The organism is Sphingopyxis sp. SE2 (assembly GCF_032227185.1).
GTDB lineage: Bacteria > Pseudomonadota > Alphaproteobacteria > Sphingomonadales > Sphingomonadaceae > Sphingopyxis.
On the sequence record NZ_JAPMXW010000001.1, the window covers coordinates 3,764,185 to 3,789,869 of the forward strand.

Genomic DNA, 25,685 nt, shown 5'->3' on the forward strand with positions numbered 1-25,685 from the left:
TTAAAAGCCCTTTCGCACCGTGACGCCGAAGGTGCGCGGCTGGTTCGTCGCAAAGCCGAGCCGCGCGCGTCCGCCGCGCTCGCGGTCGAAGGCGAGCAGGGCGTTTTCGTCGAACAGATTGTTCACATAGACCGAGATTTCGAGTTCGTCGGGAAACTCGATTCCCGCGCCGATATTGACCAGCTGATAATCGGGCAGCTTGAGGTCGAGCGTCGTCGCCGATCCGATCGGTGCGCCGCCGAAGGTGAAGCCGTGGACGAAGGTCCGCGGGTTGTTCTCCTGATCTCCCGGCTGCGTATAGCGGCTGCCGACATGCTGGAAGGAGGCGGTGACGAAGGCGTTGCTGTTCCCCGAGGTGTCGATCGGGAAGCTGTAGGTCGCGTTCGCCGCCATCTGGAACTTGGGCACCGAGGGCAGGCGGTTGCCGTCGCGGATGCCCTCGATCACCGTTCCGTCGGGGCGCGTCAGCGTCGAATCGAATTCGGCCTCGACATAGCTGCCCGACAGTCCGAGATCGAAGCCGGTGAACGGGCTCGCCGACAGCTCGAATTCAAGCCCCATCGTATGCGCGTCGGCGTTGAAGACGATACGCGACGAGCAGCTGCCGGCATCGGCGGTGACCTGCAGATTGTTGATCTTGGTATAGAAGCCCGCGGCGTTGAAGGTGATGCCGCCGAACTGCGCCTTCACCCCGCCTTCATAGTTCCACAGCGTTTCGTCGTCGTAGCGCGGCCGGCCGCCGAAGGTCTCGGCGTCGGGGCCGCCCGGATTGCCGCCGTCGCAGAGCGGCAGATTGAGCGGATCGTTGACGCCGCCGAGGCGGAAGCCCTTCGACGCCTGCGCGTTGAGCGTGACGCCGTCGGCGACGTCGTAGCTCAAGAGCAGGCGCGGCGAAAAACCGGTCGACGAGGTCTTGTCGCGGTCATTGTCGCCGTTCGTGAACAGCCCGCCCGATACGAAGCGCCGCGTTTCGTCGAAGGCGTAATAGCGGCCGCCGACCGTCGCGGTCAGCCGTTCGGTGAAATCATAGCTGACCTCGCCGAAGATCGCGATTTGCGACAGGTCATAGGGGATGTCGGCATTGTAAGGCGAATCGGGGCCGAAGCCATTCGCCACCGCCGCCGAAGTTCCAGCGCCGAGGGTCGCGTCGGTGAAGGCGTCATAACCGGGCGTCGGCAGGCGCTGGGCATAGTCGCGTTTGACGTTCGCATAATAGCCGCCGACGAGCCATTGGAAGGGGCCCTCGCCTGCCGAGTTCACGCGAAGTTCCTGCGTGAACTGCTTGACCCCCGTCGTATCGACGAGGTTCGACGGGAGCAGGATGCCCGCGTCGGGGAAGCCGAGATCGGCCGACACGCTGCCGGTGAGCGCGCTCGCGTCGCGGCTGACGAGGATGTCGCGATCGGTATAGCTCGTGACCGAGGTCAGGCCGATCGTGTCGCCGCCATAGTTCATCGTGAGGTCGAAGAGCTTGACCTCGTCCTCGAAGGCTTCGTCGAGCAGCAGATATTGCTGGCGTTCCTCGAAGGTCACCTGCGGGCGCGTCGTCGTGAACTGGTTGGCATAGAGATTATAGACCTCCTGCCGGTTGAAACCGTCGGTGGTCACCTTTTGATAGAGGAAACGCGGGGTGATCGAGAGATTCTCGGCCGGTTCCCAGCGGAGCGACACGCGGCCGCCATAGCGTTCGCCGCTGTTGACGTCCTCGCTCTCGCCGCCGCCTTCGCGCAGCGCATCGATGAAGCCGCCGTAGCGCGTGTAGTAGCCGACCGCGCGCATCGCGAGATTCTCGCTTAGCGGCAGGTTGATCGCGCCTTTCAAATGCCCGCCGAAATCGTCGCCATCGACGAGATTCACATTGCCTTCGACCTTGCCCTCGACGCGGTCGGTGGTCGGCTGGTTGGTGATGTAGCGGAGCGTGCCGCCGACCGAACCCGAGCCGAAAAGCGTGCCCTGCGGCCCGCGCAGCGTTTCGACGCGGTTCAAATCGAACAGGTCGAGGTCGGGGGTGAAGAGCGACAGCGAGACGACCGATTCGTCGAGATAGACGCCGACCTGTTCCTTGACGCCCGGCTGGTCGCGCGCGATCTGGCCCGCCGAAACGCCGCGCACCGATACCTGGCTCTGCCCGGGCCCGAGATTCTGGACGGTCAGCCCCGCGACGTTGCGCGACAGATCCTCGATCGTGCTCGCATTGGCGCGCTCGATCGCCTGTTCGGTCTGGGCGTTGATCGAAAAGGGAACGTCCTGAAGGCTGGCGTCGCGCTTGGTGGCCGTGACGATGATCTCGTTGCCGTCATAGCTGTCCGACGGCGCGTCCTGCGCCGCTGCCGGGGCGCTTGCGAGCGCAAGGCACGACAAGCCTGCGAGCAAAGATGCTCGTGCATTCATGATAATCCTCCTCCTGGTGGCCAATCTGACTCTGGTCCGGGCGGGAGGGTGCGCTTCTTGCGGGTGAGAGGCAATGGGGGACGATTCGCGCGCAATAAAATTACCCGGACCTGTTGCGTCGCGGCCACAGTATAAAAATGGCCGGGGACGTCGGTCGCGGGCCCGTGGCCCTTTCGGCCACAATCAAAAAAAGAGGCCGGGACGGCGGTCCCGGGCCCGTGGCCCTTTCGGCCACAATCAAAAAAAAGGCCGGGACGTCGGTCCCGGCCAGTGGTTCGCAGGAGGAACCTGGTGAGGATCCCGCCGCCGCCGATTGAAAGGAGAGAGACGTGCGGCGACGGGTATCCTGTCTCGTCAATAATTATAGGCGCGCTCGCCGTGCTCGCCGAGGTCGAGGCCTTCGCGTTCGACCTCTTCCGACACGCGCCCGCCGGTGACCAGCTTCGCGACATAGAAGGCGATGGCCGAGCCGGCGCCGGACCAGAGGATCGCGACGAGCACCGACTTGATCTGGATCCAGAGCTGGCTGCCGAGGACATAATCGTCGCCTGCGGGGCCGCCGAGCGCGGCGAGCATCGTCACCGCGGTGCCGACCGAGCCGATGATGCCGCCGAGGCCGTGGATACCGAACACGTCAAGCGAATCGTCGAAGCCGAGCTTGGGCTTGATCTTCATCACGAACCAGCAGCAGACGATGCCGGCGATCGCGCCGAGCAGGATCGCGCCGAACGGACCCGAATTGCCCGCGGCCGGGGTGACGGCGACGAGGCCGGCGATCGCACCCGAACAGGCGCCGAGCAGCGAGCCCTTGTGGCCGAGCGCGCGTTCGGTGAGCATCCAGAAGAGGACGCCCGCGGCGGTGGCGGTGAAGGTGTTGATCAGCGCGAGGCCGGCCGAACCATTGGCTTCGAGCGCCGAGCCGGCGTTGAAGCCGAACCAGCCCACCCAGAGGAGGCCGGTGCCGATCAGCGTCATGGTCAGCGAGTGCGGCGCCATGATGTCCTTCTGGTAGCCGCTGCGCTTGCCGATGATGAAGCCGCCGACGAGCGCTGCGACGCCCGCGTTGATGTGGACGACGGTGCCGCCCGCGAAGTCGAGCGCGCCCCAGCCGAAGATCAGGCCGGTCGAGGCATCGTCACCGCCGAGATACCAGACCATGTGCGCGATCGGATAATAGACGATGGTCAGCCAGACGATCGCGAAGACCATCACCGCCGAGAATTTCATGCGCTCGACGAGCCCGCCGAGGACGAGCGCGACGGTGATCGCCGAGAAGGTCATCTGGAAGGCGATGAAGACGAATTCGGGGATCACGACGCCATCGGTGAAGGTCGCGACGGTCGAATCCGCGGTGACGCCGGCGAGGAACATCTTTCCGGCCGAGATGAACTGGTTGGCGTCGCCGCCGAAGGCGAGGCTGTAGCCGTACATGACCCAGAGGATCATCGCGAGCGCCGCGACGGCGAGCACCTGCGTCAGCACCGAGGCCATATTTTTGGTGCGGACGAGCCCACCGTAGAACAGCGCAAGGCCCGGGACGATCATCGCCATGACGAGCACGGTCGAGATCATCATCCACGCGGTGTCGCCCTTGTCGGGCGTCGGTACGGCTTCGGCGGCGGCGGGCCCCGCTTCGGCGACGGCTTCCTGTGCCCAGGCGGGCAGCGCGGCGAACAGCGAAAGGCCCGCGGCCCCGGCGCCCGCCGCAATCTTGTTTGCGAACTTCATTGCTTCCCCCTTTATCATTACAGAGCCGCCTCGCCGGTTTCGCCCGTGCGGATGCGCACGGCCTGACCGACGTCGAGGACGAAAATCTTGCCGTCGCCGATCGAACCGGTACCGGCGCTTTGCTGCAGCGTTTCGACGACCCGCGGCGCGAGCGCGTCGTCGCAGACGAGTTCGATCTTCACCTTCGGCACCATGTTGGTGGCATATTCGGCACCGCGGTAGATTTCGGTCTGCCCCTTTTGCCGGCCGAAGCCTTTGACCTCGGTCACGGTCATGCCGGCGATGCCGAGTCCGGTGAGCGCCTCGCGCACCTCGTCGAGCTTGAATGGTTTGATGATGGCCAGGATCAGCTTCATGACGCCCCCTTTTGCTAATGGCACCATGTTGCACTGCAACGGGCGTGCCAAATTGCGCCCGAGGTTCGAAAGTTAACATTTTGTGACGGTTTTGGAGTCACCGACGCACCGGATCGTGCGTTCGGTGGGCAGTGGAGGCAGGGCGTTGCCTAAAATTTAGGCAGCATTGTTCCCCTCCCGCTTGCGGGAGGGGTTAGGGGAGGGCCTGTAACGTCGCTGCCCTCCCCGCTGCGACTAGCGAGCAAGCTCGCAAGTCTCGCTGCCCCTCCCGCAAGCTGGAGGGGGTTTAAGTGTCGGCGGCGGCCTTGAACCGCGCCCAGATGGGCAAATGATCCGACGCCCTCGCCGCGAGCGCGCTGCGATGGACGCCCGCCTCGACCGCTTCGAGGTCGGGGGTCGCGAAAATCCGGTCGAGCTTGGCGACGGGGCGGCGGCTGTGGAAGCTGTGGCCGGTGTCGACGAGGCGGTGTTGCGCGCCGAAATCGGCAAGGCAGCCGCCGGTCGCGCGCCATTCGTTGCAATCGCCCATCAGGATCGTCGGCAAGGGCTCGCCCTCGGCGACATGGTTCAGGATCGCGCGCGCCTGCTGGCGGCGGCGCAGCCCCGAAATATCGAGGTGCATGCCGACGACGCGGAGCCGCGTATCGCCGATGCGCACCGTCGCGGCGACGGCGCCGCGCGGTTCGAGCGTCGGCAGGTGGAGCGCGTGACTTTCCTCGACCTCGGCACCCTTGCGCACGAGCAGCGCATTGCCGTGCCAGCCGATCGCATAGGGACGCCCGCTCAAGAGATCGACGGGGACATAATCGCTATGATCCGCGAACATGTGCGGCGGGATCGCGCTCGCGCGGGTGCCGAAACGCCGGTCGGCCTCCTGCAGCGCAACGATGTCGGCATCGAGTTCGCCGAGCACCGACAGCACGCGGCCTGGATCGCGGCGGCGATCGAGCCCGATGCCCTTGCGCATATTGTAGCTGGCGACCTTGATCATCTGCTTTTCAAGCGCTCAGGCCGCGGTTCCGTTCCCGCCGCCCTCGAACTCGGTCATCAACGCGCGCGCCTCGTCCAGATCCTCGTCGAGCACCATCACCCGCACCGGAATGAGCAGCCCGACGCTCTCGGCGATATTCATGCCCGCGTCGAAACAGACCGCGTGGACACCCGCGCTTTCGAGCCGGCCGCGCAGCAATTCGGCCTCGGCGCCGTTGGGAAGCCGCACCAGCTCGACGAGCGGCATTAGGACGTAAACCCGTAGATTGCGCGGTCGAGGCGCCGAAATGGCGAAGATATCGGCTTCGCGCGGCTGTCGCAGAGGGTGGTTCCATCTGCAAGGCCGCGCGGGGGCGAGATCGAAGCCATTTCGACGTCCCCCACAACAAGCGGAAGGGGGGATTTGACCGATTTTGTCCATGGCCGCGTCAGCAAGCCTGGGAATATACTCATATGCCTGCGCCTCGCTTCCTTGCCCTGAACAAAATCGCTTCAAACCTCGAACGCGCAATCTACGGATTTACGTCCTGAGGCTCGCCCGAAATGAAACGGTCGGTCGGGCGCGTCGGCAGGCCGTCGATGCTCCGGTCGCGTTCCTTGAATTTTTCGACCCACAGCGCGCGGTCGGCTTGGCGGTGATATTTTTGCAGCGTGTCGCGCTCGTGTTGCAGTTCCATCATCGGCACGCCCCAGCCGCAGCTCGTCTGCACGCTTTCGATGTCGATCACGAAAATCTGGCGCGTGCCGGGAAGCAGCTTGAAATGGGCCGCGAGCGCGTCCCATTCCCCGTCCTGCGGCAGCACGGGACGCCCGCGGCCATAGATGCGCAGGATCAGTGCGCTGCGGTCGAAGGCACAGAACATGATCGTGATCCGGCCATCGGCGGCGAGGTGCGCGTGGGTTTCGTTTCCCGATCCGCCGAGGTCGAGATAGGCGACCTGATTTTCGGAAAGGACGCGGAAACTGTCGGCATAGCCCTTTGGCGACAGGTTGATCCGGCCGTCGGCGGCGGCGGTCGCGGTGAAAAAGACCGGCTGCTTCGCGATGAAGGCGATATGCTTTTCGGTCAGCGTATCGGTGAATTCGGCCATGGCTGTTCTCCGGTTCGGATCCGCCCTATCACCAATTCTTGCCCTCTTCTATCGCCGCTTCCTCATCGGGCCGGGTCGCGCGGCCGAGCGCGTCGTTGCGGTGGGGGAAGCGGCCGAAGCGGTCGACGATGTCGAAATGCTTCTTGGCATAATCCTGAAACATCGGGTCGTCGAACTGGCCGAACAGGCGCAGCGATTCGCGCTGGTCGCCGAGATCCTCGCTATGCTGAAAGGGCAGGCAGGCGAACTGGCGGCGCTCGTCGGGCCAGCTTTCGTGCCAGCCGCGCGCGACGATGCCGCGCGCGATCGCGCGGGCGAGGCTGTCGGTCGCGAAGGCGTCGGCGTGGCCGCGATAGATGTTGCGCGGCACCTGATCGAACAGGATCGTCGCCGCGAGCGCGGTGTCGGGGTCGGTCAGAAAGGCCTCGGCGGGCTGCGAACGGAGGGCCTCGTGCCAGCCTTCAGCAAGATCGCGGACCTCGGCATCGAAATCGGGGCCGCCGCCGTACCAGTCGTCCATGCCATGGTCGTCGAACCAGAAGGCGAGCAGCTGCCGGGCCCAGTCGGCGGGGGGCGGTGCGGGTGCTTGGGAATCGTTCGTCATTGCGAGCGCAGCGAAGCAATCCAGAGCGGTTTGCGCAACCCTGGATCGCTTAGCTGTGCGCTCGCGAAGCTATTCGCCCTTCGCTTTTCGATAGGGGACGAATTCGCCGAGCGAAACGAAGCCGCTGTACATCCGGCTCGTCCGATCGTGCAGTTCGAGCGTGTCGATGCTGCACAGCTGGCTCCCCGTCGTCCTGAGGACGAGAATATCGTCGTCGTCGAGCGATTCGGCGCCGCCCTTGGGCCGGTTGACCCAATAGGTGCTGCCGACCTTGTAGACGATCGCGGTCTTGTCGATGATCTGCGAGCTGCGCGCGGTCGACAGCGGGATGCAATTCTGCGGTTCGCCGGCGACGCGGCCTTCGAGCAGCTTGGCGAGCTCGGCCTCGGGATCAAGCTTCTCGCGCGCGGTCGCGGCGGGAGCGGCCGCTACGGCCGCGGCGGCAATGAGCGCCGGGATGAGGTGACGCATGGTTCGACTCCTGTCTTCATCATAGCCTACCCGGCGCCCGTTTACGCGATTGTGCGTGAACAGGGGCTGACTCGCCGCCGTTTCAGCACGCCCCGTCGGGGAGCGGAATGCCGAACGGGCCTTTGCACTTCTTCTTTTTCGCGGGCTCGGCCGGAGCGCTGCCGCCCGTCGACGCCCCGCCCATGCCGCCGAAATCGGCGCCGATCATCAGCATCGTGTGCGACCGGAAGCGCACTTTCGCGGTCCAGTCGATATTCCACACCGCATTGCCCGCGGGCTTTGGCGGATAGGAGAAATTCGCCTCGGGTCCGAAGGCGTTCAAATTGCCGATCATCATCTCGCCCGACGCCTTCTTGACCTCGGCGGGAATCTGGCAGCTCGTCTGCGACGGGGGCATCACGATCCTTTTGGTGATCAGGTTCGCGACGACCGACGGCGGCAGCCAGTCCCACAGGCCGCCGCCGAATTCGCGCGCGTTGCTGCTCGTCCACCACACCATGTCGCCGTTCCCGCCGCCGCGGTCCATGCCGCCGAACGCCCAGGCGACATAGCCGGTCGCCGGCTGGAGCGCGTTCCAGCGGATCATCACCGACCCGTCGCCCTGCTGCACGGTCGAGGCACCCAGCGCGGGCATATAATCCTGCGCGAGCGTGAAATTGATCTCCGGCCCCACATTGCCCGCGACGCGGTGCGCGCCGAGCAGCGAGCTGTCCTTCGGCACCGCCTTTGACGATTTGCGGTTCGGCCAGTCGGCATAGGAGTCGCTGTTCGACGCCATCACCTCGCGGATGCGCGGGACGGTCGAGGTGAAAAGGTTCGGCGGCACTTGCCCCGCCGCGACCTTGGCAAAGTCGATCACGACGGGCTGCCCCGGCCCGGCCTTGGCGCCGCAGCCCCAAAAGAGCAGCAGGCGGCCCTTGGGACGTTCGAAATTGTCGGGCATTTCATTGCCGTCCTCGCGCGGACGCGGTTGTCCGGGCTCGGGCCCCCATAGCGGCAATGACGCGCCAAGCTTCGCCTGCGGCTGGAAAAAATGGTCGGCGCGCACGGGCGGCTTGGTCGGCGGCTGATTCGCCCCGAGCCGGAGTTCGATCGTGCGCGCGACCTGATTTTCGGGGCCGCCGCCGAACATCATCCCCATCATTCCGCCGACGCCGGGCTTGCGCCCGCCCGCGGTCATCGCGGCGAAACCCGACGCGGTCGCGACGTCCATTTCATAGCGTTCTTTGGGTCCGGTGGTCTTTTGCGCCGAGCCCGGAACGGCGGCGAGCATCGCGGCGATGGCGGCGACGGAAACGAAACGCAGAGTCGAACGCATGCTATCCTCCCTGTTGCGAGGGATCCCCCCACGGATGATGCGACCGAAACCTATTCTTGTTTGGATTGTCTATAGGCGTGAGGTGGCAGAACGCCAAGTGAGGGCGATCACAGGAGTGATTATCCTTTGGCGCAGTTTTGTGTTGGATTCCGAGCCGGAAATTTCGGCTTAGAATCCGATCCTAACAGATGGTAAAAATTTTTTGAGAACCCTCTTGCCTATTTTGCCTAGGTGAATCATTTTTACGTACCCAAGATTTTTTGGGTTATCGCCAGAGGAGAATCGTATGGCAGCTCGGAAGCCCATGATGGGTCCGACGCCTGAACGCAATGATCTCGAACAGCAGGTAAAAGAGGCTTTGGCAAAGCCGCTGACCGATGATGAGTTTGATCAACAGAAGGCAAGCTTTGCCTATGGGAATGCGCCAGACTCGGATTTCATCACCAAGGACAGCGCTATGCGCGCAATTCATAGTTTCCGTTTGAAGGAAGCAGCCTAGGGAAGGGCCCGGCGAGAGCCGGGCTCTCTTTTTATGATCGTTTTGGAATCGCAAGATGCCGAACTCTATGCTCGGCTTCTGGAGAGAAATCTGATCCGCCAGTACGACTTGCTGGCAAACTGCATTGAAATTGGCCTTAAACAAGGTCCCTTTGCGTTGGATATTATGATGCCTTGAAGGCAGCCGACCGCGCGTGGGAAAATGGAAATCTCGACGTGTCTGCTCTCGAAGCATATCTGGCCCAACTGGTTTCCGAGCAGCTAAGCGACGCATAGATATCAGGCAGTCCCGCCCACCGTCAGCCCGCTGACCAGCAAGGTCGGCTGGCCGACGCCCGCAGGGACGCTCTGCCCCGCCTTGCCGCAGATGCCGATGCCCTCGTCGATCGCCATGTCGTCCCCGATGCCGGTGACCTTGGTGAGCACGCTCGGCCCGTCGCCGATCAGCGTCGCGCCCTTGATCGGTGTGCCAAGCTTGCCGTTCTCGATCTTGTACGCCTCGGTGCAGGAAAAGACGAACTTGCCCGACACGATATCGACCTGTCCGCCGCCAAAGCTCTTGGCGAAGATACCGTTCTTGACGCGGCTCAGAAGCTCGGCGGGATCGTCATTCCCGCCGCGCATGAAGGTGTTGGTCATCCGCGGCATCGGCGCGTGCGCGAAGCTCTCGCGGCGCCCGTTGCCGGTCGGTTCGACGCCCATCAGCCGCGCGTTGAGGCGGTCCTGCATATAGCCTTTGAGGATTCCGTCCTCGATCAGCACCGTCTCGCCGGTCGGGGTGCCCTCGTCGTCGATGCTGAGCGAACCGCGGCGGCCGCCGCCGACCGGGCTTTCCATCGCCCCGTCGTCGACCACCGTCACGCCGGGCGCCGCGACGCGTTCGCCGATACGGCCGGAAAAGGCGCTGGTGCCCTTGCGGTTGAAATCGCCCTCGAGCCCGTGGCCGACGGCTTCGTGCAGCAGCACGCCGGGCCAGCCGGGGCCGAGCAGCACGGTGAACTCGCCCGCGGGGGCGTCGACCGCGCGCAGATTGACGAGCGCCTGGTTCAGCGCCTCGTCGATCGCGCGGTTCCACTGTGCGGGTTCGAACAGATGGTCGTACATATAGCGGCCGCCGAGGCCGAAATAGCCGCTCTCGCGGCGCCCGTTCTCCTCGACCACGATCGAGACGTTGAGGCGGACGAGCGGGCGGATATCGGTCGCGAGGAAGCCGTCGGCGCGGACGATCTCGACCACCAACCAGCTCCCGGCGAGCGCGACCGAGACCTGCACGACGCGCGGATCGCGCGCGCGCGCGGCGGCGTCGACCTTCTGGCAAAGCTCGACCTTCTTCGCGAAGGGGATGAGGTCGAGCGGATTCGCCTCGTCGTAAAGGTGGCGGTTGGTGCGCGGCGGCGGGCCGGCGGGAGCTTGGCTGGCGGGATCGAGCAACGCGAGCGTTTCGGCAGCGCGGCGGATCGCCCCTGCGCTGACGTCGCTCGCATGCGCGAAGCCCGTCATCTCGCCCGATACGGCGCGGAGGCCAAAGCCGGCGTCGGTCGAATAATCGGCGGTCTTGAGGCGCCCATCGTCGAAGCCGAAGCTCTCGGTCGCGCGATATTGCAGGTAAAGCTCGCCGTCGTCGGCCTTGGCGAGCGCCTCGCGCGCAAGCTTCTGCGCGAGATCGGGGTCGAGCGCATCGGCGCGATAGAGGAAGCGGCGGGGGTCGGTCGGGCTCGTCATTGGGGTGATATAGGGAAGCGAGCCGATGACGCAAAGGCCCGTTCGCCGCGCCGTGGCGAACAGGAGGCTGGACAAGCCCGCCGCGCTCTGGTGAAGCCCATGGGCATGGCCGAGGTCAAACTGCATCCCGACTGGCTCGCCCGCATCGGCGGCGAGTTCGAGCAGCCCTATATGGCGGCGCTCAAGCAATTTCTGGCGGGCGAGCGCGACAAGGGGAAGGCGATCTTTCCGCGCCCGCGCGACTGGTTCGCCGCGCTCGACGCGACGCCGCCGCAGGATGTGCGCGTCGTGATCTTGGGGCAGGACCCCTATCACGGGCCGGGGCAGGCGCACGGGCTCTGCTTTTCGGTGCAGCCCGGCGTGCGCACCCCGCCGAGCCTCGTCAACATCTACAAGGAAATGAAGAGCGACCTCGGCATCCCGCCCGCATCGCACGGCTATTTGAAACATTGGGCCGAGCAGGGCGTGCTGCTGCTCAACAATTGCCTGACGGTCGAGGCGGGGATGGCCGCGTCGCATCAGGGCAAGGGATGGGAGAAGTTCACCGACGCCGCGGTCGCGGCGGTCGCCGCCGATCCGGCGCCCAAGGTCTTCATCCTGTGGGGCAACCATGCGCAGAAGAAGGCGGCGAACGTGCCGGGGCTGGGCCCCGGCGGCCCGCACCTGATCCTGCGCGCGCCGCATCCCTCGCCGCTGTCGGCGCATAACGGCTTTTTCGGGTCGCGGCCGTTCAGCCAGGCGAATGCCTTTCTCGAGGCGAAGGGGCGTGGCGCGATCGACTGGCGCTTGCCCGAAAACCCCGACGCATGATCCCCGCCGCATGAGCATCCTGGCCGATCCGGCGACGCTGGCGATTCTGGTCGTCGCGGTCGTGTTGCTCGGCATGGCGAAGGGCGGGCTCGCCGGGGTCGGTGCGCTCGCGACGCCTCTGGCGGCACTGGTGCTGCCGCCGGCGACCGCGGCGGCGCTGCTGCTGCCGGTGCTGATTGTGCAGGACGTGATCAGCGTCTGGTCGTTCCGCAAGACATGGGACGGCTGGATCATCGGCTGGATGCTGCCCGGCGCCGCGCTCGGCATCCTCGCGGGCTGGTACTATGCCGAACGGGTGAACGAGGCTCAGCTGATGGCGGCGCTGGGCGCGATCACGCTCGCCTTCGGGCTTTACCGTCTGTGGGTCGAGCGCGGCGGGCGGATCGTCGCGGCGTCGCAGTCGCCGGGCTGGGTCGGCAGCCTGTTCGGCTTCGCGACCGGGCTGACGAGCCAGATCGCGCATGCCGGCGGCCCGCCGTTCCAGATGTGGGTGACGCCGCGCCGCCTGCCGCACCTCGTCTTCATCGGGACGAGTTCGGTGCTCTTCGCGCTGATCAACTGGATGAAGGTTCCCGCCTATCTCGCGCTCGGCGCCTTTCCGCACGAGGTCGTCGTCGCGGCGCTGCTGCTGATGCCGCTCGCGATCGTCTCGACGCTGCTGACCGTGCGCTGGATGAAGCGGATGAACCCCGAACGCTTCTATGTGCTCATCTATGCGCTGATGGTGTTGCTCGGCGCCAAGCTGCTCTGGGACGGGCTTTCGGGATGAGCGCGCCAGTGATCCTCGTCGATGCCGACGCCTGTCCGGTGAAGGACGAAATCTATCGCGTCGCGTGGCGGCACGAGGTGGCGGTCAAGGTCGTGAGCAACAGCCGGCTGCGCGTGCCCGAGCATCCGCTGATCGAGCGGGTGGTCGTCTCGGACGGCTTCGACGCCGCCGACGACTGGATCGCCGAAGCGGCGGATGCGAAGAGCATCGTGGTCACCGCCGACATATTGCTCGCCGACCGCGCGCTGAAGGCGGGGGCCACGGTGCTCGGCCCGAACGGCAAGCCCTTTACCGCGGCATCGATCGGCCCCGCGATCGCGACGCGCGCGATCATGGCCGACCTGCGCGCGGGAATGGACGGCCGGGTGGGCGGGCCGCCGCCCTTTTCGAAGGCCGATCGCTCGCAATTCCTGCAGGCGCTCGATGCGGCATTGGTGCGGCTCAAGCGCGGTTAGAGCATCAAGCTGATAATCGGAATCAAACCCGACCCCGTTTGTGCTGAGCTTGTCGAAGCACCGTCCTTCTTCTGCGGTGCCAAAAGAAAGAACGGCCCTTCGACAAGCTCAGGGCGAACGGGTTTTAATTAGCGCACGATGCTCTAAAAAGTTTCTTTCTTTTCTTTTCAAGTCTTTGTGAGTTTTTCTCCGGCGAGTGACGGCGATCACCGCCGGGTGCGATGCCGCGCGGCATAAGCAGCGCATCGGGAAAGACCCGAACCCAATTCGATGACTTTGAACCGATTCTGAAAGGAAATGAAGATGACCAAGAAGATGATCGCCCCTGTCCTCGCGCTCGCCATCCTCGCTTCGGCGACCCCCGCGATGGCGCAGTCGGCGCAGCCCGCGCAGGGCAGCATCACGGTGACCTCGAACCCGATCCAGATCCTGATCGGCCTGCTGCTCCCCGCCGTGCAGAAGGTGCGCGAAGCCGCGCGCTAGGCGCGACCGGTTTCCTATCCGGGCCGCCCCACCACGGCGGTCCGGAACCACAGCCCTCCCGCCCCTGCGACCCAGGCGGGAGGGCTGTCTCGTTTTCGAGTTCCGCGCCTAGGGTCCTGACCCTAGCCCGCGGCGCCCGCCGCCTGCATCTCGGCGATCAGCCCGTTGTCGATTTCTTTCGCGCGCTGGTAGGCCGGGCGTTCGCGAAGTCCGGCGGCATAGGCCTCGAACGCCGGGCGCGGCGCGATGGTGCCGAACTGCAATCCCCAGTCGATCTGGCTGCCGACATAGACGTCGGCGGCGCTGAAGCGGTCGCCCGTGACGAACGCCTTGCCCGCGACCGCGCCTTCGAGCGCGTCGAGAGCCGCGGCGAGCGAACCGAAGCCCGCCATGCGCTGCTGGTCGGCATCGGGTTCGATTCCGAAATGCTTCGCGGTGATCGCCTGTTCGACGGGGCCCGCGGTGAAAAAGAGCCAGCGATAATAATCGGCGCGGTCGGCCGGGTCGGGGGCGAGGCCCTTTTCGGGAAAGGCGTCGGCGAGATAGGCGCAGATCGCGGCGCATTCGGTGACCGCCTTGCCATTGTGGACGATCGCCGGAACCTTGCCCATCGGGTTCACCTTGAGATAGGCGGCGTCCTTCATCGTCGTCCCATAATCGAGGATGCGCGGTTCGTAAGGCACGCCGACCTCTTCGAGCATCCAGCGCGCGATCTGTCCGCGCGACATCGGGTTGGTATAGAAAATCAGTTCGTCGGCCATCGCGCTTCTCCCATTGGATTGATTCGGGTAAGAACATATCAAGAACAAAGTTCGACTGCCAGCGGACTTGTTTTGTCATGCCAGCGGGCTAAGGCAAAGCGATGAGCGACGAACGCATCTGGACCGCCGCCGTGCTGGTGATCGGCGACGAGATTCTCTCGGGCCGCACGCAGGACAAGAATGTATCGCAGATCGCGACCTGGCTCGACGTGCAGGGAATTCGCTTGCGCGAGGTGCGCATCGTGCCCGACGTCGAGGACGAGATCGTCGATGCGCTGAACGCGATCCGCGCGCGCTACGACTATGTTTTCACCACCGGCGGCATCGGCCCGACGCACGACGACATCACCGTCGATGCGGTGGCCAAGGCACTGGGCGTCGGCGTCATCGTCCATCCAGAGGCGCGCGCGATCCTCGAGGGCTATTACAGCAAGCGCGGCGGCGAGCTGACCGAGGCGCGGCTGCGCATGGCGCGCACCCCCGACGGCGCCGAGCTGATCCCCAACCGCATGTCGGGCGCGCCGGGCATCCGCATCGGCAATCTGTTCGTGATGGCCGGTGTGCCGCACATCACCGCGGGCATGCTCGACGCGCTGACCGGCGAGCTCGAAGGTGGCAAGCCGCTCGTCGCGCATACGATCGGCGCATGGGCGCCCGAGAGCGAGATCGCCGACCTGCTCCGCCTCGGCGAAAAGGAGCATCCGGGGGTTGCGATCGGCAGCTATCCCTTCTTTCGCGATGGCAAGGTCGGGGCGAATTTCGTCATTCGCTCGACCGATGGCGCCGAGGTCGCGGCCTGCATCCAGATGCTGACCGCGGGCTTCGATGCGCTCGGCTATGCGGTGACCGACGGCGGCATCTGATCGGCCGGCTGCGCGCGCGGCAGGCGGCGGAGCATGGCAATCGCTAGCAGGCCAAAGACGGCGGCGACAATGAAGGCGGCGCCCGGAAAATGCACCGGCGCCTTGTCGGCGGTGAAATAAGCCATCGTTCCCGTGAGCAGCAGCGGGGCGACGAGCTGCCCCAGCCCCATCGCCATCGCCGAAATCCCCTGAACCTCGCCCTGCGTCTCCGCCGTCGCGCGGCGCGACATCATCGCCATCAGCGACGGCTGCACCGGCGCCTGCAGCGCGATGGGAATCAGCAGCAGGAAGGCGCCGATCGTCGAGGTGGTGAAGGCATAGCCGATATAGACCGCGACCGCGACGAGGATGCCGAGCGTCGCCGCGTCGCGCTCGCCGAAGCGCGCGACCGCGGGCCCGACGACGAACGCCTGCCCCAATGCGATCATCACCCCGACCGCGGCAAGGCTCGCCCCGATCATCCCCGGCGTCCAGCCGAGCTGCGCGATGCAATAGAAGCTCCACGTCATCGGATAGACGAGGCTTGCGATTTGCCACAGCACGAGCACCCCCGCGACGCCGTCCATGCCGGGCAGCGCGCGCATCGTCTGCCACGCGCCCAGCGGATTGGCGCGGCGCCAGTCGAAGGCGCGACGGCGTTCGGGCGGCAGCGTTTCGGGAAAGATGAACAGGCCGTAGAGCATGTTCGCGGCGGCGAGGATCGCGGCGGCGACGAAGGGCGCGCGCGGGCTCATCTCGCCGAGAAAGCCGCCGATTGCCGGCCCCGCGACGAAACCGATCCCGAACGCCGCGCCGACGAAGCCGAAGTTGCGCGCGCGCTCCTCGGGCGCGGTGATGTCGGCGATCGCCGCCTGCGCCGCGGCATAGCTGCCGCCGAAAATGCCCGACAGCGCGCGCGCGACGAACAGCCAGGGCAAGGTCTCGACCACGGTGAGCAACGCATAATCGACCGCGAGCCCGCCCAATGCGAGCAGCAGCACGCGCCGCCGCCCGAAGCGGTCGGAGAGGTTGCCGAGCACCGGCGAGGCGAGGAAGGTCGCGACCGCCATGACGAGGCCGATCCACGCGCCGACCTCGATCGCGTGGGGCAGGTCGATTTCGCCGACCTCCATCACGAGCTGCGGCAGCACCGGCATGATGATGCCGAAGCCGATCGCGTCCATGAAGATCGTCGCGACGATGAACGGGATGGTCCGCGCCGGCGTCACGTGTTCTTTTCCCTTGTCCCGGCCTTTGTCCTATTAAGCGCCACCGAACCCTCCTTGATGCGTTGCCGATAGATGAAACTCGAAATCTCCGCCTCCCTAAATTACCGCCTGTCCGAACCGGTCGACCTGATGCTCCAGATCGAGGCGGCGAACGGCGGCGGCCAGCATGTCGAGGACGCATCGCTCGACCTCGGCGAGCCCGAATCCATTTCGCGCGTACCCGCGGCCGACGGCATCTGCGACCCGATCTGGCTGCGTGCCGAGGGCACGCTCCGCGCCGAATATCGCGCGCGCGTCGCGGTGGACCGCCCCGACATCGATCTCGCTTCGCTGGCCGAAGTGCCGCTGCACCGCCTGCCGGCCGGCGCGGTGCCCTATCTCAACGAATCGCGCTATTGCCCCTCGAACAAGTTTCACGCCTTCGTCGACCGCCGTTTCGGCGAGCTCGAAGGCGGGGCGAAGATCGTCCGCATGCGCGACTGGATCGAGAACCGCTTCACCTATGTCGCGGGCACCAGCGACGTCGATACCGGCGCGCTCGACAGCTTCGTCGAACGGCGCGGCGTGTGCCGCGACTATACGCATGTGATGATCGCGCTCGCCCGCGCCGCGCATATCCCGGCGCGCATGGCGAGCGTCTATGCGCTCGGCGTCGAGCCCATGGACTTCCACGCCGTCGCCGAAGTCTATCTGGATGGCGACTGGCATATGGTCGACGCGACCGGGATGACGAGGCCGTCGGGATGCGCGCGCATCTGCATCGGCCGCGACGCCGCCGACATCGCTTTCCTCACCGCCTATCGCGAGATCCAGCTGGTCGAGCAGTCGGTGAGGGTGAAGCCCTGCGAAGAGAAGTAGGCCCGGCGTGGCAAAGCCACGCCGTCAGTCCCCGCGTCGCGGGGCTGGCCGAGCTTTCGCTGATCGCGATTTGCGAAAACTGGAGCGGTGAAGGGAATCGAATAGTCGAGAAAATTAAAGAGAATCGAAGCAATATTGTCCGATGCCAATCCGAAGGCCCCCTGAAAGGCCCCCGTCAGTTCCTGACTTAAAAGTTCGCGGGTTCGATTCCGAACGCGGCGCTTGCTGGAGATTCGTAGCTATAACGACAGCCCGAGCTTTTGGGAATGAGGGCCTTACCGGTCCTCTCATAATCCCAGAATGCAGGCTGCCGACCCGCGCGGCGTAAGCATCAAATAGGCTAGCGTTGAAAGCGCCGCACCTACAAGTGCCGCGCCGCTCACGACCTTAAGAGCAGTCCGATGCCAACTGACTCTCTTATCAAGATCGTCATACATTCCGACAAACTCATCTCGCAACGCGGCCTCTTCACGGTTCAAGCGTGTGCGCTGCGCCCCCATCTCCAAGCCGATGGTGTCGAGGGTGTGAAGCTGGTTGCGAACCGCGACCCAAAGTAGTCCGATGAAAATCCACGCCCCAAGAAGGACCGCCGTATTCGTCCAGAATGCTACATCGCACCCCTCAGGCTTCTTAAGCTGCGTCGCAACCACGATCGTTGCCACGGGAATGCCGAGGAGCTGACCTTGCACATCAACGATCGTCTTATGAATTTTCCCGACGTAATCTAACCGCGCGGTCTCAATCTCCTTTTTAACCTTCGAATACGAGAAGCTCGACACGAATAGGCGATAGCCTTTTTCCACTTTCTCACAGAGAAGTCCGAGGTTCGCGATGAGGTAGACAAACCGTTCCGATTGTCGCTGAGCTCGCACGACTTCGGTAACCGCATCCGCTAGCAAGCGGGTTTTCTCATCTCGATGCGTCGCCCCCTCAAAAATGGCGTTCAGGCGTGAAGCCTGGCCTTCGAGAGACGCTGGGAGATCCGAGGCAACGAACGTAATCGGCACTACGACCTGTTCCTCACCGAGGAAAACCAGTTCTCGCTGAAGCTCGCTAACGTAGTTTGCGGCCTCGCGGAGAAGTGAAACAACAACCAGCATTGCCCGGTAGCGAGCTAACGGCGCCGGGACGGGATCATCACCGCGAGCATACCCGGGATCGATCACATAGTATGCTGACGGTTCTTCAAAAGATGCGTGGGGAGCGGCGAAAAGGGCATCGAAGTTTCGTGCAAGAAGCCCCAACTTGTAGCTGGGCGCTCGGACGTTGATAGATACATCATCTCCGACATTAAACGGGTGAGCATCGACCAGGCTGATCTGAGTTAGGTCATACAACCGTTCATCGGCATCAATGGCCCGAAGAATTCCTGCTATATGATCGTTCGCCACACGGAGCACGCCGCCGCCATCACCATTGAACGTGATATGGCGATACAACTCAATAAGGTCGGCAAAGCCGACGTCAGCCATGGCCGAGCCCTTCTGATTGTAGCTGGGCAACAAGTTCATCGGGCAGGCCGGTTAAGGTGAGTGTGTTGGCTTTCGGATCGTAAATCACCGCGCGGCTGCTGACCGCGTCACGGTCAAACTCGACCTTCCACTGTTTCGTGCCGCCCTTGAAGCGAACCAGCGAGGCCAATGCGCGACGATCCGGCACGAACCGGTCACTCAGCGCACGATCGGTATTCCCGAGATGGTCGGTTAGTTGTTTCGGATTTTTCGGCATGAGTTCGTTCGCTAGACTCTCGAACTCGATCTCTTCGCGGTTGCTTGACGCCCGTTCGCAGATGGCCTTTGCTCGCGCGAGAAATTCGTTGCCGTCCTTCTCCGGCATTTTCATCTCGGCCACAAATTCCTTTAGCGCTGCAACGAGATTGGAGGTGTCGACTCGCGCCTCGACTACGGAATCGCAACCCAAAAAAAGTCGAAAATACTCCGAAACGTCACCTTTCCCCTTAAGGAAACTGATGTAACGATCGGCACCTTCTGCCCAAGCTGTCAAATTTATCCGCCCGGCGAAGCGAAAACCCTCAAGATCAAGATGGTTCACGTCCTTGATATCTTCTTGCCCGGAGAGGGCCGCGCTGATTTTGTCGGAAACGATTGAAACCAGCAGAAAATCCCGCCCCTCGCGACGAAAATGGGCAAAGAAGACATGGCCGCCGGTCGACGCCGTCCGTGCTTGCGCTTGGACGCGAAGCGTGTCCATCATCCGGATCGTCAGGCGCAGAAAGTCCTTCTCCGGCTCATCCACATAATCTCGAATTTGACCTTGGGTCGGATATCCCTCGCTGGTCGTGAACTTGCCGTAACTCTTCGAGGCGCGACGATTATAAAGGTCATACAGCTCGTCGATGACACGCTGCGTCGTCTTCGTGACGGGCAAGGTTTTTGTGGGCGCTTTGACAACGTACGCCCCATCTTGCCGTTCAAGATCGTGAACGGCCAAAGCAACGATTTGGTTCAAAGCGGCATCCCCTCTTTACGGCGCTATTAGGCTCGCCGCATCCTCCGACGGAGAACACAATAGCAACCTCTCAGTCTAGAGTGCAACTGACGAAGGTAGGTGCAGACTTCAGTTCCGCCCTCGCTTCATTGGAGCGGCCGCCGCCTTGGCCGCAGGCTTGCGCCCGCCGCCGCGCCCTTTGGTACCTAGCCCGATCTCCTTGGCGAGCGCTCGGCGCGTCTCGGCGTAGTTCGGGGCGACCATCGGATAGTCCTTCGGGAGGTTCCACTTGGCGCGATAGTCATCGGGCGTCATACTGTAGTGCGTCATCAAATGGCGGCGCAACATTTTCAGCTTCTTGCCGTCTTCGAGACAGACAATGTAGTCGGGTTTTACCGACGCGCGGATCGACACAGCCGGTTTCTGCTCTTCGACCGGCTCCTCGACCGGACCGCCAAGTCCCGCGAGCGCGCCATGCACGCGTGAAATCAGGTCGGGTAGATCGGCCATGCCGACGCTGTTGTTCGATACATGCGCCGCGACAATATCGGCGGTCAGCGTGAGCAGCATATCCTGGGTGTCGTCAGACATCGGCGATCTCCTTTTCTGTCCGTGTCCTATCAACTGCCTGATCGTCCGGCCACGACTATTTGACCGATAGGGCATCGCGCCGCGCGCCCGGAACGGGCGAGCGGCGCGCGATTTTTCACTCTCAAGGATAGAGGGCGGCGGGATGCCGCCGCCCTAAGTTCACGCCGCTTCGCGCTGCGCCTCTGCGTCGTGCGGCGCAGCCTCGGTGTGCGCAGTAACGGTGCCGACCCCGCCGCGCTCGGTGTAAGCGGCAGGTGGAAAGGCCATCCACCTCGGCACCCACCCTTCGACCTTTGCGCGGCCATTACTCCCGTCAAGATGATCGCGAACGATCGCCTTCAAGGTCGCGCCCTTCTCATTGGCGTTGACGGCGGCGACCTCGGCCCCGCCGACATCTGCAACCAGCGCGGCCAGCACCTCCTTGTCGCGAAGTCCGGCGAAGAAGGCGTCGTCGGCGCTCCACCACGCGGTCATGTCGATACCAATTTGAAGGCCCACCGCCTCGACGACAGCGCTTCCGGCGAACAGCGTCTCACCCATGACGATAGCAAGGACGTCCATTACCGCTCGGTCGGGCAGGTCGAGCAGCCGCTGGAACAGGTCCGCGAGCGGCATCGAATTGCCGCCCGTCACTGTCGGTTCCTCGGCGTCAAAGCCGAGCAGCGCCAACACCGCGCGCCGCTTCTCATCGAACTCCGCCTCGGCCCTGCTGACTTCGACGCTCTCGCGTACATCGTCATCCTTCGCCGACTGCGGCTCTACCCGCACACTCCAGAGCGGCGAACCCGCGATGGCGTGGGCAATCATCAACCGCAGCGCGACCGCCGGATGGCCGGTCAGTTCGGCGCGCACGGCGGCATGGCGATGAAGATCAACATAGGTCTGCATCCGCGCAGTCAGTTCGGGACGCGACGCCTTGGGCGCGGCCTCGATTTTCTCGCCCTTTTCGAGCCGCGCCGCTTCTTTCGCGGTGACATAGCCCTCGTGGATGTCGACCTCGCCGCTATCGCGGACCTCAATATAGACACGCCCGCCCTTGCGCTTAGCCGCGTGGCGATGTTCCCATTCGCGAAAATATTCGCCCTTCGGCAGGACGACGACCTCGTTCCACCCCGCGTCTAGAAAGCGCGCGCGCCGCTCCTCGACGGCGGCAAGCTGCGCGGTCCAGAACGCATCGCTGTCCGCGAAATAGCGCTCGTCCCCGAACAGGTCGGCGATGATCGCGAGGCCGCTCGCCTCGACGTCGAAGAGGGCATGGGTCGCACTGATCGCGCCGCCGCCGAACAGCCAGTTCTTAAGCTGCTGGCCCTGAGGGCAATAGGCATTTGCGTCGTCGAACAGCGCCAGCCATGCGCGCTGCTGCGACTTGGACGCCATCGTCAGATGCCGCACCGTGCCCGCGCTGATCTTCTCCTTCGCGTAGAGCGAGCGGATGCGCGGCAACAGATTGCCGAGCGCGAGGATGCGCTTGACCATTGCCTCGGGCATTCCGAACGTGTCGGAAATATCGGCGATGCTGCGCCCCTCGCGGACCAGCCGCGTATAGGTAACCCATTGCGTCACCTCGTCGGCATCGCGCCGCGCCACATTCTCGATCAACGAGGCTTCGAGCGCGGCGGCATCGTCGCCTTCTTCGAGGATCGCACAGGGCAGCGGCTCGGCATCGCCCTTTTCGCTGGCGACAATGGTCGCAGCCGTGAAGCGCCGCGCTCCTGCCACAATCTCGAACGCACCCTCAGCGCAGTTTGGCCGGACGATGAGCGGAACGAGGATACCACGCGCGCGAACGGTCGGCAGAATATCCGCCACATCCGGCGCCTTCTTGGCGTAGCGCATATTGGTCTTGCTGATCGACAGCTTGCCAAGGTCGATAAAGTCGAGTTTCATTGTCTTCACCTTTCTTCTGGAAGGTGCCGGTCCGTCGAGTTTAGCGATTGGGCGGACCGGCTTAGGTTCGGCGGCGAGACGCGCCGCCCGCGTCTGCCTCAGCCCTTAGGCTTCGGAAGTTCGTCGCCGCGCGCGGCATGGCGGAAATTCTGTTCGGCGGTGATGATCGACCCCGCGCGGCGCGCCGCAGCGGTCCAGCCCGACAGCGGAACCTTGGATGCAAAGCCCAGATCGCGCTCGATGCTGAGCCCAAAGGGCAGCCGCACCGACGCCAGCTCGGACAGGCTGAACGAACCGAGTTCGGGGCAGCCGAAACCAAGATCGGCAAGCCCGAACAGCGTGTCGCCATCCTCGCCCAATTCGGTCGCAAGCCACGTGGCCGCGCCGACTGGGGAGAAGAATTTGGCAACGGGCACGAAATCCGGCTCCACCGCACCCGCCATCACGGCAGCACGTCGTGCCTCGTCATTCGCGCGCAAGGCGGCATGTAAATCTGTGGACAGGAGCTTGCCTCCATCACGGCGCTCATTGGTCTTTCCCATGTCATCCTCCATTCCCGCCCCCTAACCATCAGGCCCCCGGCGGAGCGGGGGTGGGCGGCGAGATCGACCTGCCGGGCGCGGCCAAGAAGGCGGCCCGCACCCGAAGGGCTGGAACGAAGAGGAAGAGCCGCGCAGCGGCTTGCGGGACGCCGGGACGCGCCCAGAGGGGAGAGCCGGCCAACCCAGCGACAGACGGGAGGCCGATTAATAAGTAACCGTGTCCTGAAGGCCGCCTTGCAGGAAGCTGCTGCGCGGTATTGATTGCCGCTCTTTGCGAGGAGCGGTGATGAGCGAGGATATCGAGGTGGCGGGAGCGAGTACTCTCGTGAGTGGTCATATGAGTAATCATATGAGTAGTCAGATCGCGGTGGTTGCCGGGCGCCGCCGCTGGTCAGCGGACCAGAAGCTGTCCATTCTGCGCGAGGCGTTCGGCTCCGATGGCTCGATCGGTGCGACCTGCAAGCGGCACGCGATCGGTAGCGGACAGCTCTACACATGGCGCCGACGCGCGCTGGCGGGCGATCTGGACGGATTGAAGCGCACTGCGCCTCCATCATTTGCCGAGGTAGATATGTCCGTGTCGACCGCCGCGATGATGGGAACCGGCCAGATCGGGATCGAGCTCCCGTCGGGGGTAAGGCTCACGGTCGATGCGGCGGTCGATGCCGGCGCACTGGCTCGGGTGATGTCCGTCCTTGCCCGATGATCCCGTTACCACCGACGACACGTATCTATCTCGCCTGCGGCGCCACCGATATGCGCAAGGGGTTCGATGGCCTCGCGGTGCTGGTGCAGCAGGTGCTGGAGAAGAGTCCGCACTCGGGCGCGCTGTTCGCGTTCCGCGGCAAGCGCGGCGATCTGGTCAAGCTGCTCTGGTATGATGGTCAGGGCCTGTGCCTGTTCTCGAAGCGCATGGACCGCGGCCGATTCGTCTGGCCGATCACCAAGGCGGGCAAGGTCAGCCTCACCGCGGCGCAGCTTTCGATGCTGCTCGAAGGCATCGACTGGCGGCGTCCCGAACGCACTGCAGTGCCCTTGCTCGCAGGGTAAAAAGTGGCGGATTAGTTAGGGTTTTACTGGCATCGCAGCGCCTGTTTTGCTAGGTATCCGGGGTGTCGGAACCAGCCTCTTCCTGCATCGACAAAGACGCTCGGATCGCCGAGCTCGAAGCCGCTCTCGCGGCCCGCGATACGCTGATCGATACCCTCCGCCACCAGCTTGCGCAGCTTCGCCGCATGACCTTCGGCCAGTCCTCGGAGAAGCTCGCGCTGCAGATCGAGCAGCTTGAGCTCGCCCTCGAGGAGCTCGAAGGCGAAGCCGAGGTCGCGGACAGCCGCACCGCCGACAGGGCGCCCGCCCAGCGACCCTCGCCGGTGCGCGCGCTGCCCGATCATCTGCCGCGCGCCGAACGGCGGATCGAGCCTGAGGCCGGCAACTGCACCTGTCCCGATTGCGGCGGCGCGCTGCGCCCGCTTGGCGACGACAGTGATGAGCAGCTCGATATTGCCCCGGTCCAGTGGCGCGTCATCCGCACCGTGCGGCCCAAGTATAGCTGCCGCGCCTGCGACAGGATTGTCCAGGCACCGGCGCCGGTGAAGGCCATAGCACGTGGCAAGGCCAGCTTCGCGACGCTCGCCCATGTCGTCGTCCACAAGTTCGATCACCATCTCCCCCTCTATCGCCAGGCAGAGATGATGGCGGCGCAGGGCATCGACATCGATCGTTCAACCCTCGCCGGCTGGGCGGGCCAGGCCGCGCATCTGCTCGATCCCATCGTGAGCCGCATCCGCGAGGAAGGACTGAAGGCCGCCAAGCTCCACACCGACGACACGCCGGTGCCGATGCTCGTGCCCGGCAAGGGCCGCACCGCGCAGGCGCGGCTCTGGGCCTATGTCGTCGATGACCGCGCATCGGGCGCCGCCACCCCGGCGCTCGCCTGGTATCGGTTCACCCCCGATCGCAGCGGCATCCATCCGCAGAGCGAGCTGGGGTCGTTCACCGGCCTTCTTCAGGCCGACGGTTATGCCGGATATGACAAGCTCTACCAGGGCAACGGCATCCAGGAGGTCGCCTGCTGGGCGCACTTCCGCCGCAAGATCTTCGAGTGCCACCAGACGAGCCCGACGCCGCTAACCACCGACCTGCTCGATCGCATCGCCGGGCTCTACCGGATCGAAGAGGACGTCCGCGGCCAGCCGCCTGATGTCCGGCGCCGACACCGGCAAGAGCAAGCAATGCCAAAGATCGACGCGCTTCGTGGCGTGATCGACGACGCCCTGCGCCGCCTATCGCCCAAGTCGGCGATGGCAAAGGCGCTCGCCTATGGTCGCAAGCGCTGGGACGCGCTGACCCGCTACATCGACGAGGGCATGGCGGAGATCGACAACAATATCGCCGAGCGCGCCATCCGAGCGATCGCGATCGGGCGCAAGAACTGGCTGTTCGCCGGATCGAAGGCCGGCGGCGAACGCGCCGCCGCCATCTACTCCGTCATCGAGACGGCCAAGCTCAATGGCGTCGAGCCGCAGGCCTATATTGCCGATGTCATCGAGAAGATCGCCTCAGGCTGGCCCGCGTCCCGCTGGGACGAGCTCATGCCCTGGAACTGGCAGCCCCAGCAGCCGATCGCTCAGGCCGCGTAACTGCGGCCTTCAGACCACGCTTACATTAATAACGCCGGCGCGTTCAACGCGGCGCCAACACGATCGTCAGCGACGAAGAATTATTCGCCGTTCCGGCGGATATAGAGAAGGAACGCGCTCTCGGGCGGGCCGCAGGCGGTGCGGCGTGCGTGCGCAGATGTGCTTAGCCGCCGCACCGCCAAGATAGCCGGACCGAGTG

28 protein-coding genes are annotated in these 25,685 nt (G+C 64.4%); 11 read left to right on the top strand and 17 right to left on the bottom strand.

Annotation, left to right across the window (positions count from 1 at the left end; all coding sequences use genetic code 11):
- The 9 genes from OVY29_RS17940 to OVY29_RS17980 form a co-directional block, all read right to left on the bottom strand.
- Window positions 1–2,391, bottom strand: coding sequence for a TonB-dependent receptor (locus tag OVY29_RS17940; RefSeq protein ID WP_313911847.1), 2,391 nt, complete (start codon window positions 2,389–2,391; stop codon window positions 1–3).
- Window positions 2,392–2,745: 354 nt separating this feature from the next.
- Complete coding sequence (locus OVY29_RS17945; protein ID WP_313911848.1) at window positions 2,746–4,119, bottom strand: ammonium transporter; 1,374 nt, start codon at window positions 4,117–4,119, stop codon at window positions 2,746–2,748.
- A gap of 17 nt (window positions 4,120–4,136) precedes the next feature.
- On the bottom strand, window positions 4,137–4,475 hold the full coding sequence (locus OVY29_RS17950; protein WP_003043080.1) for a P-II family nitrogen regulator: 339 nt from the start codon (window positions 4,473–4,475) through the stop codon (window positions 4,137–4,139).
- Between the two features lie 286 nt (window positions 4,476–4,761).
- On the bottom strand, window positions 4,762–5,466 hold the full coding sequence (locus OVY29_RS17955; RefSeq protein WP_037553200.1) for an endonuclease/exonuclease/phosphatase family protein: 705 nt from the start codon (window positions 5,464–5,466) through the stop codon (window positions 4,762–4,764).
- Between the two features lie 15 nt (window positions 5,467–5,481).
- Window positions 5,482–5,712 carry a DUF2007 domain-containing protein gene (locus OVY29_RS17960; protein ID WP_037553201.1) on the bottom strand — a complete coding sequence of 77 codons (231 nt, stop codon included), beginning with the start codon at window positions 5,710–5,712 and terminating at the stop codon, window positions 5,482–5,484.
- A 265-nt stretch (window positions 5,713–5,977) separates the two neighbouring features.
- Window positions 5,978–6,556: a pyridoxamine 5'-phosphate oxidase family protein gene (locus OVY29_RS17965; RefSeq protein ID WP_037553203.1), complete on the bottom strand. Its 579-nt coding sequence runs from the start codon at window positions 6,554–6,556 to the stop codon at window positions 5,978–5,980.
- 28 nt (window positions 6,557–6,584) lie between these two features.
- Window positions 6,585–7,160 carry a DUF924 family protein gene (locus tag OVY29_RS17970; RefSeq protein WP_037553204.1) on the bottom strand — a complete coding sequence of 192 codons (576 nt, stop codon included), beginning with the start codon at window positions 7,158–7,160 and terminating at the stop codon, window positions 6,585–6,587.
- Between the two features lie 69 nt (window positions 7,161–7,229).
- On the bottom strand, window positions 7,230–7,631 hold the full coding sequence (locus OVY29_RS17975) for a hypothetical protein (protein ID WP_037553206.1): 402 nt from the start codon (window positions 7,629–7,631) through the stop codon (window positions 7,230–7,232).
- Between the two features lie 82 nt (window positions 7,632–7,713).
- Window positions 7,714–8,949, bottom strand: a complete 1,236-nt coding sequence (locus OVY29_RS17980) for a hypothetical protein (RefSeq protein WP_313911849.1) — start codon at window positions 8,947–8,949, stop codon at window positions 7,714–7,716.
- A 286-nt stretch (window positions 8,950–9,235) separates the two neighbouring features.
- Here OVY29_RS17980 and OVY29_RS17985 point away from each other — a divergent pair, with 286 nt between their 5' ends.
- Both OVY29_RS17985 and OVY29_RS17990 read left to right on the top strand, forming a co-directional pair.
- Entirely contained in the window at window positions 9,236–9,448 is a 213-nt protein-coding gene (locus OVY29_RS17985; RefSeq protein WP_313911850.1) for a hypothetical protein, read from the top strand.
- 33 nt (window positions 9,449–9,481) lie between these two features.
- Complete coding sequence (locus tag OVY29_RS17990) at window positions 9,482–9,625, top strand: hypothetical protein (RefSeq protein ID WP_313911851.1); 144 nt, start codon at window positions 9,482–9,484, stop codon at window positions 9,623–9,625.
- Between the two features lie 101 nt (window positions 9,626–9,726).
- Here OVY29_RS17990 and tldD read toward each other — a convergent pair whose 3' ends face one another.
- Complete coding sequence (tldD, locus tag OVY29_RS17995) at window positions 9,727–11,169, bottom strand: metalloprotease TldD (RefSeq protein WP_313912078.1); 1,443 nt, start codon at window positions 11,167–11,169, stop codon at window positions 9,727–9,729.
- 105 nt (window positions 11,170–11,274) lie between these two features.
- Here tldD and ung point away from each other — a divergent pair, with 105 nt between their 5' ends.
- From ung to OVY29_RS18015, 4 genes are all read left to right on the top strand, one after another.
- The gene (gene ung / locus OVY29_RS18000) at window positions 11,275–11,979 is read left to right on the top strand and encodes a uracil-DNA glycosylase (RefSeq protein ID WP_313911852.1); all 705 of its coding nucleotides are present in this window, start codon (window positions 11,275–11,277) and stop codon (window positions 11,977–11,979) included.
- 10 nt (window positions 11,980–11,989) lie between these two features.
- The gene (locus OVY29_RS18005) at window positions 11,990–12,748 is read left to right on the top strand and encodes a sulfite exporter TauE/SafE family protein (RefSeq protein ID WP_313911853.1); all 759 of its coding nucleotides are present in this window, start codon (window positions 11,990–11,992) and stop codon (window positions 12,746–12,748) included.
- Window positions 12,745–13,203 (top strand): YaiI/YqxD family protein, encoded by a 459-nt coding sequence (locus OVY29_RS18010; protein WP_313911854.1) that lies wholly within the window; start codon window positions 12,745–12,747, stop codon window positions 13,201–13,203. The genes OVY29_RS18005 and OVY29_RS18010 overlap by 4 nt, the downstream gene beginning before the upstream one ends.
- Before the next feature lie 303 nt (window positions 13,204–13,506).
- Window positions 13,507–13,686: a hypothetical protein gene (locus OVY29_RS18015; RefSeq protein WP_152567539.1), complete on the top strand. Its 180-nt coding sequence runs from the start codon at window positions 13,507–13,509 to the stop codon at window positions 13,684–13,686.
- Window positions 13,687–13,808: 122 nt separating this feature from the next.
- On the opposite strand, the gene OVY29_RS18020 is transcribed toward OVY29_RS18015, so the two are convergent.
- Window positions 13,809–14,447: a glutathione S-transferase family protein gene (locus tag OVY29_RS18020; RefSeq protein WP_313911855.1), complete on the bottom strand. Its 639-nt coding sequence runs from the start codon at window positions 14,445–14,447 to the stop codon at window positions 13,809–13,811.
- Window positions 14,448–14,548: 101 nt separating this feature from the next.
- On the opposite strand from OVY29_RS18020, the gene OVY29_RS18025 reads away from it, so the two are divergent.
- On the top strand, window positions 14,549–15,310 hold the full coding sequence (locus tag OVY29_RS18025) for a competence/damage-inducible protein A (protein WP_037553215.1): 762 nt from the start codon (window positions 14,549–14,551) through the stop codon (window positions 15,308–15,310).
- Here OVY29_RS18025 and OVY29_RS18030 read toward each other — a convergent pair.
- Window positions 15,283–16,518 (bottom strand): tetracycline resistance MFS efflux pump, encoded by a 1,236-nt coding sequence (locus OVY29_RS18030; RefSeq protein ID WP_037553216.1) that lies wholly within the window; start codon window positions 16,516–16,518, stop codon window positions 15,283–15,285. The genes OVY29_RS18025 and OVY29_RS18030 overlap by 28 nt on opposite strands.
- A gap of 72 nt (window positions 16,519–16,590) precedes the next feature.
- On the opposite strand from OVY29_RS18030, the gene OVY29_RS18035 reads away from it, so the two are divergent.
- Window positions 16,591–17,376: a transglutaminase family protein gene (locus OVY29_RS18035; RefSeq protein WP_313911856.1), complete on the top strand. Its 786-nt coding sequence runs from the start codon at window positions 16,591–16,593 to the stop codon at window positions 17,374–17,376.
- 287 nt (window positions 17,377–17,663) lie between these two features.
- Here the strand turns inward: OVY29_RS18035 and OVY29_RS18040 are convergent, their stop codons facing one another.
- From OVY29_RS18040 to OVY29_RS18060, 5 genes are all read right to left on the bottom strand, one after another.
- Window positions 17,664–18,848: a hypothetical protein gene (locus OVY29_RS18040; protein ID WP_313911857.1), complete on the bottom strand. Its 1,185-nt coding sequence runs from the start codon at window positions 18,846–18,848 to the stop codon at window positions 17,664–17,666.
- Entirely contained in the window at window positions 18,841–19,845 is a 1,005-nt protein-coding gene (locus OVY29_RS18045) for a nucleoid-associated protein (protein ID WP_313911858.1), read from the bottom strand. The genes OVY29_RS18040 and OVY29_RS18045 overlap by 8 nt, the downstream gene beginning before the upstream one ends.
- Before the next feature lie 108 nt (window positions 19,846–19,953).
- Complete coding sequence (locus OVY29_RS18050; protein WP_313911859.1) at window positions 19,954–20,415, bottom strand: MucR family transcriptional regulator; 462 nt, start codon at window positions 20,413–20,415, stop codon at window positions 19,954–19,956.
- Between the two features lie 159 nt (window positions 20,416–20,574).
- Entirely contained in the window at window positions 20,575–22,302 is a 1,728-nt protein-coding gene (locus OVY29_RS18055) for a ParB/RepB/Spo0J family partition protein (protein WP_313911860.1), read from the bottom strand.
- 98 nt (window positions 22,303–22,400) lie between these two features.
- The gene (locus OVY29_RS18060) at window positions 22,401–22,844 is read right to left on the bottom strand and encodes a DUF2958 domain-containing protein (RefSeq protein WP_313911861.1); all 444 of its coding nucleotides are present in this window, start codon (window positions 22,842–22,844) and stop codon (window positions 22,401–22,403) included.
- A 349-nt stretch (window positions 22,845–23,193) separates the two neighbouring features.
- On the opposite strand from OVY29_RS18060, the gene tnpA reads away from it, so the two are divergent.
- The 3 genes from tnpA (at window position 23,194) to tnpC (ending at window position 25,486) form a co-directional block, all read left to right on the top strand.
- Window positions 23,194–23,550, top strand: coding sequence for an IS66 family insertion sequence element accessory protein TnpA (gene tnpA / locus OVY29_RS18065; RefSeq protein WP_313911629.1), 357 nt, complete (start codon window positions 23,194–23,196; stop codon window positions 23,548–23,550).
- On the top strand, window positions 23,547–23,894 hold the full coding sequence (tnpB, locus tag OVY29_RS18070; RefSeq protein ID WP_313911628.1) for an IS66 family insertion sequence element accessory protein TnpB: 348 nt from the start codon (window positions 23,547–23,549) through the stop codon (window positions 23,892–23,894). The genes tnpA and tnpB overlap by 4 nt, the downstream gene beginning before the upstream one ends.
- Window positions 23,895–23,956: 62 nt before the next feature.
- Window positions 23,957–25,486, top strand: a complete 1,530-nt coding sequence (tnpC, locus tag OVY29_RS18075) for an IS66 family transposase (RefSeq protein ID WP_313911627.1) — start codon at window positions 23,957–23,959, stop codon at window positions 25,484–25,486.
- Window positions 25,487–25,685 lie beyond the last annotated feature (199 nt).

What these genes read in the sequence shown, in the direction of transcription:
- OVY29_RS17940 (WP_313911847.1), bottom strand. Translation starts at nt 2,391, where the DNA reads ATGAATGCACGAGCATCTTTGCTCGCAGGCTTGTCGTGCCTTGCGCTC.
- OVY29_RS17945 (WP_313911848.1), bottom strand. Translation starts at nt 4,119, where the DNA reads ATGAAGTTCGCAAACAAGATTGCGGCGGGCGCCGGGGCCGCGGGCCTT.
- OVY29_RS17950 (WP_003043080.1), bottom strand. Translation starts at nt 4,475, where the DNA reads ATGAAGCTGATCCTGGCCATCATCAAACCATTCAAGCTCGACGAGGTG.
- OVY29_RS17955 (WP_037553200.1), bottom strand. Translation starts at nt 5,466, where the DNA reads ATGATCAAGGTCGCCAGCTACAATATGCGCAAGGGCATCGGGCTCGAT.
- OVY29_RS17960 (WP_037553201.1), bottom strand. Translation starts at nt 5,712, where the DNA reads ATGCCGCTCGTCGAGCTGGTGCGGCTTCCCAACGGCGCCGAGGCCGAA.
- OVY29_RS17965 (WP_037553203.1), bottom strand. Translation starts at nt 6,556, where the DNA reads ATGGCCGAATTCACCGATACGCTGACCGAAAAGCATATCGCCTTCATC.
- OVY29_RS17970 (WP_037553204.1), bottom strand. Translation starts at nt 7,160, where the DNA reads ATGACGAACGATTCCCAAGCACCCGCACCGCCCCCCGCCGACTGGGCC.
- OVY29_RS17975 (WP_037553206.1), bottom strand. Translation starts at nt 7,631, where the DNA reads ATGCGTCACCTCATCCCGGCGCTCATTGCCGCCGCGGCCGTAGCGGCC.
- OVY29_RS17980 (WP_313911849.1), bottom strand. Translation starts at nt 8,949, where the DNA reads ATGCGTTCGACTCTGCGTTTCGTTTCCGTCGCCGCCATCGCCGCGATG.
- OVY29_RS17985 (WP_313911850.1), top strand. Translation starts at nt 9,236, where the DNA reads ATGGCAGCTCGGAAGCCCATGATGGGTCCGACGCCTGAACGCAATGAT.
- OVY29_RS17990 (WP_313911851.1), top strand. Translation starts at nt 9,482, where the DNA reads ATGATCGTTTTGGAATCGCAAGATGCCGAACTCTATGCTCGGCTTCTG.
- tldD (WP_313912078.1), bottom strand. Translation starts at nt 11,169, where the DNA reads ATGACGAGCCCGACCGACCCCCGCCGCTTCCTCTATCGCGCCGATGCG.
- ung (WP_313911852.1), top strand. Translation starts at nt 11,275, where the DNA reads ATGGCCGAGGTCAAACTGCATCCCGACTGGCTCGCCCGCATCGGCGGC.
- OVY29_RS18005 (WP_313911853.1), top strand. Translation starts at nt 11,990, where the DNA reads ATGAGCATCCTGGCCGATCCGGCGACGCTGGCGATTCTGGTCGTCGCG.
- OVY29_RS18010 (WP_313911854.1), top strand. Translation starts at nt 12,745, where the DNA reads ATGAGCGCGCCAGTGATCCTCGTCGATGCCGACGCCTGTCCGGTGAAG.
- OVY29_RS18015 (WP_152567539.1), top strand. Translation starts at nt 13,507, where the DNA reads ATGACCAAGAAGATGATCGCCCCTGTCCTCGCGCTCGCCATCCTCGCT.
- OVY29_RS18020 (WP_313911855.1), bottom strand. Translation starts at nt 14,447, where the DNA reads ATGGCCGACGAACTGATTTTCTATACCAACCCGATGTCGCGCGGACAG.
- OVY29_RS18025 (WP_037553215.1), top strand. Translation starts at nt 14,549, where the DNA reads ATGAGCGACGAACGCATCTGGACCGCCGCCGTGCTGGTGATCGGCGAC.
- OVY29_RS18035 (WP_313911856.1), top strand. Translation starts at nt 16,591, where the DNA reads ATGAAACTCGAAATCTCCGCCTCCCTAAATTACCGCCTGTCCGAACCG.
- OVY29_RS18040 (WP_313911857.1), bottom strand. Translation starts at nt 18,848, where the DNA reads ATGGCTGACGTCGGCTTTGCCGACCTTATTGAGTTGTATCGCCATATC.
- OVY29_RS18050 (WP_313911859.1), bottom strand. Translation starts at nt 20,415, where the DNA reads ATGTCTGACGACACCCAGGATATGCTGCTCACGCTGACCGCCGATATT.
- OVY29_RS18055 (WP_313911860.1), bottom strand. Translation starts at nt 22,302, where the DNA reads ATGAAACTCGACTTTATCGACCTTGGCAAGCTGTCGATCAGCAAGACC.
- OVY29_RS18060 (WP_313911861.1), bottom strand. Translation starts at nt 22,844, where the DNA reads ATGGGAAAGACCAATGAGCGCCGTGATGGAGGCAAGCTCCTGTCCACA.
- tnpA (WP_313911629.1), top strand. Translation starts at nt 23,194, where the DNA reads ATGAGTAGTCAGATCGCGGTGGTTGCCGGGCGCCGCCGCTGGTCAGCG.
- tnpB (WP_313911628.1), top strand. Translation starts at nt 23,547, where the DNA reads ATGATCCCGTTACCACCGACGACACGTATCTATCTCGCCTGCGGCGCC.